Source organism: Streptomyces sp. NPDC059455 (assembly GCF_042750115.1).
Lineage (GTDB): Bacteria > Actinomycetota > Actinomycetes > Streptomycetales > Streptomycetaceae > Streptomyces > Streptomyces endocoffeicus.
Genome location: NZ_JBHYVB010000014.1, coordinates 18,340 through 31,286 on the forward strand (window position 1 = coordinate 18,340; position 12,947 = coordinate 31,286).

Annotated in this window: 11 protein-coding genes; 4 read left to right on the forward strand and 7 right to left on the reverse strand. The window is 71.9% G+C overall.

Going from position 1 to position 12,947, the window contains the following annotated elements:
- Window positions 1-104: 104 nt before the first annotated feature.
- Window positions 105-1,724, reverse strand: coding sequence for a M4 family metallopeptidase (locus ACFXB5_RS07070; protein ID WP_385203465.1), 1,620 nt, complete (start codon window positions 1,722-1,724; stop codon window positions 105-107).
- A 488-nt stretch (window positions 1,725-2,212) separates the two neighbouring features.
- On the reverse strand, window positions 2,213-3,223 hold the full coding sequence (locus tag ACFXB5_RS07075) for an NAD(P)-dependent alcohol dehydrogenase (RefSeq protein ID WP_385203468.1): 1,011 nt from the start codon (window positions 3,221-3,223) through the stop codon (window positions 2,213-2,215).
- 101 nt (window positions 3,224-3,324) lie between these two features.
- On the opposite strand from ACFXB5_RS07075, the gene ACFXB5_RS07080 reads away from it, so the two are divergent.
- Window positions 3,325-4,014, forward strand: coding sequence for a TetR family transcriptional regulator (locus ACFXB5_RS07080; protein ID WP_385203470.1), 690 nt, complete (start codon window positions 3,325-3,327; stop codon window positions 4,012-4,014).
- Here ACFXB5_RS07080 and ACFXB5_RS07085 read toward each other — a convergent pair.
- Complete coding sequence (locus ACFXB5_RS07085; RefSeq protein ID WP_201852443.1) at window positions 4,004-4,579, reverse strand: TerD family protein; 576 nt, start codon at window positions 4,577-4,579, stop codon at window positions 4,004-4,006. The genes ACFXB5_RS07080 and ACFXB5_RS07085 overlap by 11 nt on opposite strands.
- Before the next feature lie 174 nt (window positions 4,580-4,753).
- Here ACFXB5_RS07085 and arfB point away from each other — a divergent pair, with 174 nt between their 5' ends.
- Entirely contained in the window at window positions 4,754-5,191 is a 438-nt protein-coding gene (gene arfB, locus ACFXB5_RS07090; RefSeq protein ID WP_385203473.1) for an alternative ribosome rescue aminoacyl-tRNA hydrolase ArfB, read from the forward strand.
- A gap of 167 nt (window positions 5,192-5,358) precedes the next feature.
- On the opposite strand, the gene ACFXB5_RS07095 is transcribed toward arfB, so the two are convergent.
- Window positions 5,359-5,916, reverse strand: coding sequence for a flavin reductase family protein (locus ACFXB5_RS07095; RefSeq protein ID WP_385203476.1), 558 nt, complete (start codon window positions 5,914-5,916; stop codon window positions 5,359-5,361).
- 348 nt (window positions 5,917-6,264) lie between these two features.
- Here ACFXB5_RS07095 and cdgB point away from each other — a divergent pair, with 348 nt between their 5' ends.
- Complete coding sequence (cdgB, locus tag ACFXB5_RS07100; RefSeq protein ID WP_385203479.1) at window positions 6,265-7,956, forward strand: diguanylate cyclase CdgB; 1,692 nt, start codon at window positions 6,265-6,267, stop codon at window positions 7,954-7,956.
- Window positions 7,957-8,142: 186 nt separating this feature from the next.
- The gene (locus ACFXB5_RS07105; RefSeq protein ID WP_385203483.1) at window positions 8,143-9,135 is read left to right on the forward strand and encodes a carbohydrate-binding protein; all 993 of its coding nucleotides are present in this window, start codon (window positions 8,143-8,145) and stop codon (window positions 9,133-9,135) included.
- Between the two features lie 25 nt (window positions 9,136-9,160).
- Here ACFXB5_RS07105 and ACFXB5_RS07110 read toward each other — a convergent pair whose 3' ends face one another.
- The 3 genes from ACFXB5_RS07110 to ACFXB5_RS07120 form a co-directional block, all read right to left on the reverse strand.
- Window positions 9,161-10,123 (reverse strand): 1-phosphofructokinase family hexose kinase, encoded by a 963-nt coding sequence (locus ACFXB5_RS07110; protein ID WP_385203486.1) that lies wholly within the window; start codon window positions 10,121-10,123, stop codon window positions 9,161-9,163.
- 363 nt (window positions 10,124-10,486) lie between these two features.
- Complete coding sequence (nagA, locus tag ACFXB5_RS07115) at window positions 10,487-11,878, reverse strand: N-acetylglucosamine-6-phosphate deacetylase (protein WP_385203488.1); 1,392 nt, start codon at window positions 11,876-11,878, stop codon at window positions 10,487-10,489.
- A complete protein-coding gene (locus ACFXB5_RS07120) occupies window positions 11,878-12,810 on the reverse strand; it encodes an ROK family protein (RefSeq protein ID WP_385203491.1) in 933 nt (310 codons plus the stop codon). Before ACFXB5_RS07120 ends, nagA begins: the two co-directional genes overlap by 1 nt.
- Window positions 12,811-12,947 lie beyond the last annotated feature (137 nt).

The following is a 12,947-nucleotide window of genomic DNA, read 5'->3' on the forward strand; positions in this document are numbered from 1 at the left end:
GCCCCCCCGCGGTCCCAGCCCCCCCCCCCGCCCCCCCCCGCGCTCGCCCCGCCCCGGCCCGCCCCGGCCCCCGGGTGCGCCCCCTCATCCCTTCAGCGGACCGGTTACTTCACGTTGATCGCGGTCCAGGCGGCGGCGACCGCCTTGTACTCGGTGGAGTTGGCGCCGTAGAGGTCGGACGCGGCGCTGAGGGTGCCGGTGCGGGCGCCCGCGTACTTGGTCGTCGAGGTCCAGTACGTGGTCAGGGCCCGGTACCAGATCTTGATGGCCTTGTCCCGGCCGATCCCGGTGACGGTCGAGCCGTCGGAGGTCGGGCTGTTGTAGCTCACGCCGTTGATCACCTTCGCGCCGCTGCCCTCGGACAGCAGGTAGAAGAAGTGGTTGGCGGGGCCGGAGGAGTAGTGGACGTCGAGGTTGCCGAGCGTCGAGGACCAGTAGTCCTTGGACGCCCCGTCCTTGCTGGGCTTGTCCTGGTAGCGCAGCGGGGTGCCGTCGCCATTGATGTTGATCTTCTCGCCGATGAGGTAGTCACCGGCGTCCGCGGAGTTGCCCGAGTAGAACTCCACCGCGGTGGCCATGATGTCGGAGGTGGCCTCGTTGAGACCGCCGGGCTCACCGGAGTAGTTGAGGTTCGCGGTGGCCGCGGTCACACCGTGGCTCATCTCGTGGCCGGCCACGTCCATCGCGGTCAGCGCGTTGGCGTTGCCCGAGCCGTCGCCGTACGTCATGCAGAAGCAGGAGTCCTGCCAGAAGGCGTTGACGTAGCTGTTGCCGTAGTGGACGCGGGAGTACGAGCCCACGCCGTTGTTCTTGATGCCGTTGCGGCCGAGGAACTCCTTGTAGAAGTCCCAGGTCTCGGCCGCGCCGTAGTGCGCGTCGACGCCGGCGGTCTGGCGTCCGCCGCCCCATACGTCGTCCGCGTCGGTGAACAGGGTGCCGGTTCCCGAGCTGCCCTGGTTCAGGTCGTACGTCTTGTGGTTGCCCCGTGTGGAGTCGGTGAGGCTGTAGGTGGAGCCGCTCTTGGTGGTGCCCAGGGGCACCGTGCCGCTGTACTTGCTGGTGCCGGTGCCGGTCTCGACGCCCTCCCACTGGGACAGCTTCTTGCCCGTGGTGGCGTCGGTGACGACGTGCAGCTCGCTCGGGGTGCCGTCGGCCTGCGTGCCGGTGACGATGGTCTCCCAGGCCAGGACGGGCGTGCCGGTGGCCGCCCAGACCACCTTCCGTGGCGACTTGGCCTTCTCACCGGTGGTCGCCTTCGGCGCGGCCTTCAGCGCGGTGCCGGAGGCGGCCGAGGGGGCCACGGCGGCGTCGGTGCTCTTGACCGCTATCCGCGCGTCGGTGGCCTTGTTGACGGAGCGCGCGCCGCTGGTCTTCTCGTGGACGACCAGGTCGCCGCCGAGGACGGGCAGCCCCGCGTAGGTGCGCTCGTAGCGGGTGTGAACGGTTCCGTCCGCGTCCTTGATGACGTCGCGGACGAGGAGCTTCTCCTTGGCCCCGAGCCCGAGGGACTCGGCCTGCGCGGAGGCGTCGGCCTGGGCCGCCTTGATCGCGGTGGCGCGCTCGCCCGCGGTCAGCGGAAGCGCCGTGGCGCCCGCCTCGCGGGAGTGCTCCGGCTGGGCGCTGGCCTGGCCGGTCTGCACGCCGATGACGACCATGGCGGCGGAGGCGACGAGCGCCGCCACGCGGACGGTCTTCTTACGGGGGGAGGAAGCGATGGGTCTCACTCGGTCTCCTTGCCTTGGGGCCGCCGGGTCGCGGCCCTGCGTAGGGGGTACGGACAGCCATGGGTGGGCCGTCCGGTCGAGCAGGAGTGGTGCGAGTGGTGCACAGAGAGGTGCATGAGGGCCTTACCGCGGAGTCAGAAGACGTGCGGCGGGCCGACCAGAGATTGTCATTGAACGATCGATTGGGGTAGGCGCGTAACAAGAATTTGACTCGACGTTGTTCAAGTAGGGGCGAATTCGGTCAGCGAGGCATGAGACAACAACGGCTGGTTGATGCCGACTTATGCCACTACGTCATGCCCCTGCCGCATCGGTGCCTCCGGCCGGGGCGGGGGCAGGACCCGGCCGATCGCCCAGGTGGCGAGCGCGGCGGGGCGATCGGCGGGCGCGGAGGGCGGAGTTGCCGTGCGTTGCTGTGTACGCGACGAGAAGGCGATCTGGGTGCGGGGCGCGGGCGCGGCCGCGATTCCCGGGGGCACGGCCCAGCGTCAGAACTCCAGCACCGCCCGGTAGCGCGCGCGTCCGCGGCGGACGTGGTCGAGCGCCTCGTCGATGCGCGCGACCGGGAACGTCTCGACGGCCGGGCGGATGCCGTGCCGCGTCGCGAAGTCCAGCATCCGCCGGTTCTCCTCCGCTGATCCCACGACGCCGCCGACGATCCGTTTCTCGCCCGGCAGCAGGCTCAACGGGTGGAAGCTGAACGACCCGTGGGGAACGCCGACCACGGACAGCGTCCCCTGCGGGCGCAGCGCCGCGAGGTACGTGTCCCACGGCAGATCGGCCGAGACGGTCGAGAGGATGAAGTCGAACGAGCCCGCGGCCCGTTGCAGCCCCTCATCCGCGACGATGAACTCATGGGCGCCGAACCGCCGGGCGTCGTCCGCCTTCGCCGCCGTCGAGGAGATGGCGGTCACATGGCAGCCCCACTTGGCGAGGAACTGGATCGCGAGGTGGCCCAGGCCGCCCACGCCCACCACGGCGACCCGGTCCGTGGGTCGCACCCCGTTCCGGGCGATCGCCGAGAAGACCGTGATCCCGGCGCACAGGAGCGGCGCCGCGTGCTCGGAGGCGAGGGCGTCGGGCAGGGGCTGGACATACCGCCAGTCGCTCGCCCGCACCCGGGTGGCGAACGCGCCGCGGTCGCCGCGCAGCGCCGTGTCGTCCTTGTGCGGGCACAGATACTGCCGGCCGGTGAGGCACCACTCGCAGGTGAAGCACGCCCCGGCCACCGCGCCGACGCCCACGCGCTGACCCACGGCCAGGCGCGTGCCGTCGACGGCGCTGCCCACGGCCTCGACCACACCGACCGCCTCATGCCCCGCGACCACCGGGAACCGGGACAAGCCGTACACGTCGTCCACCAGGCTGACGTCGGTCTGGCAGACGCCGCAGTGCGTCACGGCGACGTCGACCTCCAGGGGCCCCAGGGGCTCCGGCTCGTACTCCAGCCGCTGTACGGGCCCACCGGCCTGCTCCACCGCGTATGCGCGCACGGACATGCGTCCCCACCTCATTTTCTAACTAACTAGTTGGTTGGATTTTTGTACGCTACGCGCCCATGCCCAACGCTGGCAACTAACCAGTTGGTAACCTGACTCCCGTGTCTCCCCGGAAAAGCGATGCCACCCGCCGCCGCCTGCTCGACGCGGCCACCGCCGACTTCGCCGCCCATGGCATCGCGGGCGCCCGGGTCGACCGCATCGCGGCCGCCGCGGACGTCAACAAGGCGCAGCTGTACGCTTACTTCGGGGACAAGCTCGGCCTCTTCGGCGCCGTCTTCCGCCTCCACGCCGACGCCGTCGTCGACGCCGTCCCGTTCACGGCCGACGACCTTCCCCGGTACGCCGTGCGGCTCTACGAGACCGCCATCGAGCGGCCGGAACTGATCCGCCTGGCCACCTGGGCCAAGCTCGAAGGAGTGGTCACCGACAACCTGGTGACCGACAACCTGGTGACCGAGTCATCCGCCGTCACCGTCAAACTCCAGGCGATCGCCGAGGCCCAGCGCGCCGGCCGTGTCACCGCCTCGATCGACCCCCAGGACGTCCTCGCGCTGGTCCTCGCCATGGCCCTGACCTGGTCCGCCGCCGGCCTCTCCGCCACGGCCGCCCCCGACGACCCGCCCAAGGCCCACGCCCGCCGCAAGCGGGCCCTCTCCCAGGCGGTCTCGGGGGGCCGCGGGGGGGGGGGGGGGGGGGGGGGGGTCTCTGGCGCGTGCCCCGGGGGGGGGGCCGCCCGGTTTGGGGGGCGGCCCTCGGTGGTGGTGCGCTGGTGGAACCTCAGACGCTGACGCCGAAGTCCTTGGCGATGCCCACCAGGCCGGAGGCGTAGCCCTGGCCCACGGCGCGGAACTTCCACTCCGCGCCATTGCGGTACAGCTCGCCGAAGACCATGGCGGTCTCGGTGGCCGCGTCCTCGCTCAGGTCGTAGCGGGCGATCTCGGTGCCGCCGGCCTGGTTGACGATGCGGATGAACGCGTTCCGCACCTGGCCGAAGTTCTGGCTGCGGGACTCGGCTTCGTAGATCGAGACCGGGAAGACGATCTTCTCCACGTCGGCCGGCAGGCCGGCCAGGTTGATGTTGATCTGCTCGTCGTCGCCCTCGCCCTGGCCGGTGACGTTGTCACCGGTGTGGACGATGGTCTGGTCCGGCGTGGACTTGTTGTTGAAGAACACGAAGTGCTGGTCGGAGTAGACCTTGCCGTTCGTGTTCACGGCGATGGCACTCGCGTCGAGGTCGAAGTCGGTGCCCGTGGTGGTGCGGACGTCCCAGCCGAGGCCGACCGTGACGGCGGTCAGGCCCGGTGCCTCCTTGGTGAGCGAGACGTTGCCGCCCTTGGACAGGCTTACAGCCATGGGGAGTCCCTTTCGTGGTCTCTATGGTCCGAGGCGACGGGCGAAGCCGTCGTCACCCTCCACAACGCCATGAACGCCCCGACAGGTTCCAGCTCTCTTTACTTTCTTTGCCAAACCCTGATGTCGGGGTACGACGAGATAACAAGATGACGCCGCCGGGGTCGGCAGGCGACCATGGGGGACATGCCCGCGCCCTATGTCATCCGAGGTTCGGTCTCCTTGCCGGAGGCCGAGTTGATGTGGCGTTTCTCGCGGTCCTCCGGGCCCGGCGGACAGCACGTCAACACCAGTGACAGCCAGGTCGAGCTGCGCTTCGACCTCGCCCGCACCGAGGCGCTGCCGTCCGTATGGAAGGAGCGCGCCCTGGAGCGGCTGGCGGGCCGGCTGGTGGACGGGGTGGTGACCGTACGGGCCTCCGAGCACCGTTCGCAGTGGCGCAACCGCGAGACGGCCGCCGTAAGGCTCGCGTCACTGCTCGCGGAGGCGACCGCGCCACCGCCCAAGCCGCGCCGCCCCACCCGGATCCCCCGGGGCATCAACGAGCGGCGGCTGCGCGAGAAGAAGCAGCGGAGCGAGACCAAGCGGGGGCGTACGGGGCGGGGCTGGACGTAGCCCCGGGACGAGCTGGGCGTAGCCCCGGACCGGGCTCGACGTAGCCCCGGGCCGGGCCGCCCGGGCCGCCTGGTCACCGTTCCCCGGGCCGCCCGGTCACCGTTCCCGGTCCACCCGGTCACCGTTCCCCGGCCGCCACGTCTTCGGCGCTCCTCACCTCAGCGCCCTCACCCCAGCGTCCGGTAGCGCCCCCTGAAGTACGTCAGCGGCCCGCCCTCCGCGGCCGGTGCCGCCGCGGCGAGCACCCGGGCCACCACCAGCGTGTGGTCCCCGGCCGTCACCCGCTGCTCGGTGCGGCACTCCAGCGTCGCCAGCGCGCCCACCGCGAGCGGCGCGTCCGTATGCTCGCCCCGCGCCACGGACATGTCCTCGAACAGCAATCTGTCGCTGATGCGACCTTTCATGGCGAATCGTCCGGCGATGTGCCGCTGACCCTGCGACAGGACCGATACCGCCCAGTGGGGCTGTCGCTCCAGGAGCTCGTCCATCCGGGACCCGTTGCGAACGCTCACCATCACCAGCGGCGGGTCAAGTGACACTGACATGAACGCGGTGGCCGTCATGCCGACGTCCTCGCCGCGCGGCCCCTCCTCCGGGTCGTGCGCGGTCACCAGCACCACACCCGCGGTGAACCGCGACAGCGCGATGCGGAACTCGTCCTCGCTCACCCCACCAGCATGGGGGACGGCGGGCTCGGCTGGGCTGGAAGGAGTCGTCGGGAGCACCCTTCGACGCTAACCGCCCCCGGCCGGTCCCCGCATCGGGCCCGGGGACCACTCAGGGTGTAGGTCGCGGGCCGTAGGCCCGGCGCCGAGCCGGAGGGTGTCCGGGCTTCCCGGGCGGCCGCCTTGCATGGCCAGGCGCCCTCGTTCCGGGATTTGCGATCACAAAAACTTGGAGCGCTCCCACCCGCGCTGTTGAAGAAGTGAACACGGTCTGTGACATGAGTCACAGCAGGCGGTAATTGTTGACCCTGTGTACCGAGTGGACAGCTCGCTGTGATTCAGTGGCCGTGGCAATCGGACGACAAGACGCCAGGAGTTTGCTGTCGAGGTCTCGGGGGAGTGCGATCGATGGAGACCGAGTCGGAGCCGTACATCCGCCTCGCGACACTGCGGCAGCTGCACCAGGTAGTCGCCGATCTGAACACCGCCCGCAGCCTCGCCGACACGCTTCAGACCGTCGCCGACGGTGTCATCGCCGGACTCGGCTTCGAGTTGTCGGCCGTCAACCTCGTCCGCCCCGACGGGGACCTCGTCGTCGCCGCGGTCGGCGGCAGCGCCGGGGCCGAGGCGCTGATGGCCGGGCGGGTCGGCTCCCGCTGCTCCTGGGAGCGCCGGCTGTCCATGGGCGAGCGCTGGGGCGATCTGCGCTTCATCCCGTACAGCGAGGGCTGGGTCCTCGACGACGACGACGTCCCGCAGTGGCACACCCCAGGGCCCGCGCCCCGCTTCCCCGACGAATGGCATCCGATGGACCGCCTGTTCGCCCCGCTCTACGCGGCGGGCGCCTCCGGCGGTGAGCTCATAGGCGTCCTGTCCGTCGACAAACCGCGCAACGGCCGCCACCCCGGCGCCTGGGGCCGCGAGGCCCTCCAGATGTACGCCTTCCACGCCGCCGTCGCGATCGGCAACGCCCGGCTGCGCGGCAACATGCAGCGCGCCCTGCTGCGCCTGGAGCGCGAACAGCAGGCGCTGCGCGCCAGCGAGGAGTCCTTCCGGCAGGCGTTCGAGTACGCGCCCAGCGGCATGGCCATCGCCGAGATGGGCGGCGATCAGCACGGCCGGCTGCTGCGCGCCAACGACGCCCTGTGCCGGCTGCTGGGCCGCCCGGCCTCCACGATGCGCCGCTTCTCCTTCTCCGACCTGGTCCACCCCGAGGACATCGGCACCCTGCTGCGCACCTCCGCCGAGGGCGGCCGCGCCGAGCTGCGGCTGGCCCGCCGCGACGGTTCGTACGTCTGGGTCTCGCTGCGCAACTCGGTGGTGGCCGACGCCGCCGACGGCCCGCGCTTCCTGCTCACCCATGTCGAGGACATCGAGGAGCGCAAGCGCCATGAGCTGCAGCTCGCCCACCGCGCCAGCCATGACTCCCTGACCGGCCTGCCCAACAGCGCCGAGCTGCGCGCCCGGCTGGCCGCCCGGCTGTGCGCCACCCCGCCCCGGCCGGGCGGGGGGTACGAGGACGGGGGCGCGTCGGACGGCGGTGTCGCGGGCTCCGGCGGGGTCTATGTGGACGCGGCGGGGCATTTGCACGGTTTCGACGATTTCGAGTGCTTCGGCACCCTGCCCCCGGTCGAGACCGCACCGTTCGACGGTCATGTGCACACCGTCCCGCCCAACGAGGACTCCGACATCGACGACGGCCACAAGGGGCTCGCGGTGCTCTTCTGCGACCTCGACGGCTTCAAGTCCATCAACGACCGGTTCGGGCACCATGCGGGCGACGCCGTACTCATCGAGGTCGCCCGCCGGCTGACCAACGGAGTGCGGGAAGGGGACACGGTCGCCCGCCTCGGCGGTGACGAGTTCGTCGTCCTCGCCGACGGCCTCGGCCGGGCCGACGCGGCTGACCTGGCGGTACGGCTACGGAACGCGATCATTCCGCCCATCCGGGTGGACGGCCGGGCCGTCCGGGTCGGCGCCAGCTTCGGTATTGGCTGGGCGGGCTGCGGAATGTCGGCCGAAGAAGTGCTGCACTCCGCTGACCAGCGGATGTACATCGAGAAGCGGTCCCGCTCCAAGGAGCGCCGCCGGGCCGGATGAGGTAGGGGGGCGCTCGGTCGCGGTAGGCTGCGCCGATGCGGCCCTGCCGCCGACAGTGAACCGATCGTGAATATTGGCCATCCGGACAGCACACGCCCTGTTGAGGCCCTCTCGACCCTGATATGAGCTGTCGTGGCGCGTTCTGATCCTGCGCCGATGGCCATATGCATAGGGGAGTGACGAGGGATGACGGCCGGCAACAACGGCTCGGGCACACCGGAGAACGACGACCCGTTCGCCTACCTGTATCGCTCGGAGGGCGATCAAGGGAATGAGGGCGGTCAGTCGGGCCAGCCGGGTGCCGCCCCCCGCACCGGTGGCTATGGCTACCCGGGCCCGGCGCAGCCAGGGGTTCCCCGCACCTCGTACAACCAGGTCCGCGCGGTGGGTGAGCGCAATTACGGCCAGCAGATCCCGAACCAGCAGCCGCAGGGGTACGGCCAGCAGGGCGGCTACGGTCGGCAGAACGCCCACTACGCCGCCCCCGAGACCCTGCCCGGCGGCGCGCCCGGCCAGCCCGGTGCGGCCGCCCCGCGCGGCGGCCATGGCGGAGGCGGCCGCGGCCCCAACAACAAGGGACTGCTCATCGGCGCCATCGCCGTGGTCGCGGTGGTCCTCGTGGGCATCGGCGTCGCCATGATCACAAACGGTGACGACAACAAGGACGACCAGGCCGACCCGACCGGCCAGCCCACGGCGGGCTCCTCCGTCCGGCCCAGCGAGCCCTCCGGGCCCGCCAAGGGCCCGGGTGACGAGAAGCTGCCCACCGAGGACGCCGCGAAGATGAAGCTGACCGGCGGTGCGGCCGCCGCGAGCGACATCAAGGGCGCCAAGGCCGCGGGCGGCACCTACGTCGGCGGGCTCAACACCCCGGGCTCGTCCGCGACCTGGAGCCTGGACGTGGCCAAGGCGAAGTCCTACCGGCTGTACGTCACCTACGGCGTGCCGGGCGAGGACCAGAGCATGTCGCTGACGATCAACGGCAAGAAGGAGACACGGCCGCTCAACATGAAGAACTTCTCGGGCGCGCCGAAGGGCGACTACGAGAAGGGCTGGACCGAGACCTGGTCGATCGTCCAGCTCTCCAAGGGCACCAACACGATCACCGTGTCGTGTGACCCCGGCGACAAGTGCGACGCCAACATCGATCAGATGTGGCTGGAGAAGGGCAAGGGCTAGGACCGGGACGGCGCTCGGCGGCTGCTCACGCCGCCGCCGGGTGCTCCGTCACCTCGACCCGCGCCAGCGCCTCGTCGTAGACCGCGGGGTCGAACTCGCCCGCCACCGGGGCCCTTACGGCCGCCGCCGACAGGGCGACGGCGCGGGCCAGCCGGTCCGGCCAGGGCGCCTCCTCGACCAGCCCGGACAGCAGCCCCGCGACCGCCGCGTCCCCGGCGCCCGTTGGATTGCCCGTCAGCCGGCGCGGCGGGGTGGCGCGCCAGGCGCCGTGTGCGGTGACCACGACCATGCCGTCGGGGCCCAGCGAGGCGGCCACCGCGCGTGCCCCGCGCCGCCGGGCGTCGCGCGCGGCGCGCAGCGGGTCGGTGGAGCCGGTGAGCCCGGCGAGCTCGTCGGCGTTGGGCTTGACGAGATGGGGGCGGGCGGCGATGCCCCGGCGCAGCGGCTCGCCGCTGGTGTCCAGCAGGGTGGGCACCCCCGCCGCATGCGCCTCCCGGATGAGCTGGGCGTACGTCCCGACGGGGACCCCGGGCGGCAGGCTGCCGCACAGCGCGACCGCCGACGCCTCGCGCAGCAGCCGGCCGTAACCGTCCATGAAGGTGGACCACTCGGGGGTGGTGACGATCGGGCCCGGCTCGTTGAACTGGGTGGTGTCGCCCGTGGCGGCGTCCACGACGCCGATGGTGCGCCGGGTGGTGCCGGCGATCGGGACCAGCGCGTCGGTGATCGTGCCGCGAGAGGCCTTGGGGCCGCCGCCGGGCGTGGCGATCTCGGCGAGCAGCTGCCGCAGCACCGCGCCGGTGACCCCGCCGACGAAGCCGGTGACGACGGTGTCATGGCCCAGCGCGGCCAGCACCCGGGCCACGTTGAGGCCCTTGCCGCCGGGCCGCTCGGTGACCTCGGTGACGCGGTGGGTGGTGTGCGGGCGCAGTTCCGGCACCCGGTAGGTGACGTCGAGGGCGGTGTTGAGCGTGACCGTGAGGATCACCCTGGCATCCCCTCTCCCGTCCCCCCGCCGGACGGAGACTCCTGTGCTGAATGCGACTGTGTGCCGAGCCGTACTCGTGCCCGAGCTATACCCGTGCTCGAGCTGTACTCGTACCCGAGCCGTACCCGAGCTGTACCCGTACCCGAGCCGCACTCGTGCCGTACCCGAGCTGCCCGTACCCGTGCCGTTCTCGTACCCGAGCCGTACCCGTGCCCGAGCAGTGCGTACCCGAGTCGTGCGTGCCCGTTCCCGTGCCCGAGCGATCATGCCAAAACGAGTGGCTTCGGCCCAGACCTCCGTGTCGTTCCGGACAGTCTCGGACGGTGCCAACACACCGTCACCCCGGCCTGAAATCAGGACACTTCAGCCAAGTTCGGGATGGACCACCCAAGTGCCCCGGCGCATTACGCCCCGCAGCCGGAAGTCGTCGTCGAGCACGACGAGATCGGCGTCCTTGCCGGGCTCGAGCGAACCCACCCGGTCGGCGATGCCCAGCACCCGGGCGGGGGTCGCGGACAGCGCCCTTACGGTTGCCTCGACGCCGAGCCCGTCGATCGTGGCGGCCCGCCGGAAGGCCCGGTCCAGGGTGAGGGTGGAACCCGCGATGGAACCGGCCGTCGGCCCGTCGCTGATCCGCGCGACACCGTCCTTGACCTCGACCTCCATGGGGCCGAGCGGATAGCGGCCGTCGCTCATGCCCGCCGCGCCCATCGCGTCGGTGATGAAGGCGACCCGGTCGGCGCCCGCCCGGTGGAAGGCCAGCCCCAGGACGGCGGGGTGTAGATGGGTGCCGTCGTTGATCAGCTCTACGGTGATCCGCTCGTCCTCCAGCAGCGCGGCCACCGGGCCGGGGGCGCGGTGCAGCAGCGACGGCATCGCGTTGAACAGATGGGTCGCCACGGTCGCGCCCGCCTCGATGGCCTCCAGCGTCGCCTCGTACGTCGAGTCGGTGTGGCCGACGGCCGCGAGGACCCCGCTGTCGGCCAGCAGCCGTACGGACTCCAGCCCGCCCGGCAGTTCGGGGGCGAGGGTCATCATCCGCGCGGTGCCGCGCGCCGCGTCCACCAGCTTGCGCACATCCGCCGGGTCGGGCGCGCGCAGCAGCGAGGGCTGGTGGGCGCCGCAGCGGTCGGGGGAGATGAACGGCCCCTCGAAGTGGATGCCCGCCAACTCGCCCTGCTCCACCAGCTCCGAGAGGGCGGCGGCCTGCCGGGCGAGGTCGTCCAGATCGCCGGTGACGGTGGAGGCGAGCATCGTGGTGGTGCCGTGCCGCCGGTGCGTATGGATGGCGGTCAGGGCCTCCTCGGGGGTGCCCGCCGAGAACGAGGCACCGCCGCCGCCGTGCACATGCAGGTCCACGAAGCCGGGGACGATCCAGCCGCCCGCCAGGTCGAGCGCCCGCTCGCCGCCGCCGGACGCGGAGCCCGTCGAGGACCCGGCCGCAGGTCCGGAGGTCGGTCCCGCCGTGGGTCCGGCTGCAGGTCCGGCCGTCAGTCCCGCCGTGGGTCCGGCCGCAGGTCCGGAAGTCGGTCCCGCCGCCGGTCCGGCTGCAGGTCCGGCCGTCAGTCCCGCCGCCGGTCCGGCCGCAGGTCCGGAGGTCGGTCCCGCCGCCGGTCCCGCAGTGTGTCCGGCCGCTGGTCCCGCCGCTGGTCCCGCCGCCGTGATGCGCGTGCCCTCGACCGTCACCCGCCCGTTGTCGACCACGCCGTCCGGCAGGACCACCCGGGCGCCGGTGAGATGCGTTCGCTGGACCATCAGGCGGTTACCTCCGTGGAGAGTCGGTCCCAGGCGAGCAGACCCGCGCCCAGGCAGCCGGCGGTGTCCCCGAGGGCCGCCGGGACGATACGGGGGAGCTGCTGGAAGGTGAGCCGCTCCTCGACCGCGGTGCGCAGCGGCGCGAACAGCGTCTCCCCGGCCTCGGCCAGCCCACCGCCGACGATCAGCACACCGGGGTCCAGCAGGGTGAGGGCGGTGACCAGGCCGTCGGCGAGCGCGCCCACCATCTCCCCCCACACGGCCACGGCCCTGGGATCGCCGGACCGGACGGCCTTGGCGCAGTCGGCGGCGTCCGCGGCCGGATCGCCGCTCGCGTCGGCCCAGGCGCGGCCCACCGCGGCCGCCGAGGCGAGCGTCTCCAGACAGCCGGACTGACCGCAGCCGCAGGCGGCGCCGCCCGGCCGGACGACGATATGGCCGATCTCGCCGGAGGAGCCGTGGGCTCCGGGGTCGATGCGCCCGTCGACGCCGATGGCGCCCGCGATGCCGGTGCCGACGGAGACGAACAGGAAGCGCTGGGCGCCCTCGCCCGCTCCTATGCGCCCCTCGGCCAGTCCGCCCAGCCGGACGTCATGGCCGAGCGCGACCGGGATCCCGCCCAGCCGATCGGTGAGCATCGCCCGCAGCGGGACGTCGCTCCAGCCGAGGTTGGCGGCGAAGACGGCCACCCCGCGGTCCTCGTCCAGGACCCCGGGCACGCCGACCCCCGCGGCCAGCGGGGGGCCGCCGAACCGCCGCTCGCCGATCGCGCGCAGCTCGGCGGCGAAGTCGAGGATCGCGGCCACGACCGCCTCGGGTCCGCGCTCCCGCTCGGTGGGCCTCCTGGCCTCGTGGAGGAGTGTGGTGTCCGCCCCGATCAGGGCGGCCTTCATACCGGTGCCGCCCACATCCAGGGCGATGACGTGTTTCACATGGAACAGTCTCGCGCGATCCACCATGAGAGGTCTAGTCCACTCGCCGCTTCTCGTCGGGAGATCACGCCGTCGCCCGTAGCGGAGTTGGTGTGAACCAGGCCCTCCGTTTGTGGCTGGGTGACACATCCCACTTA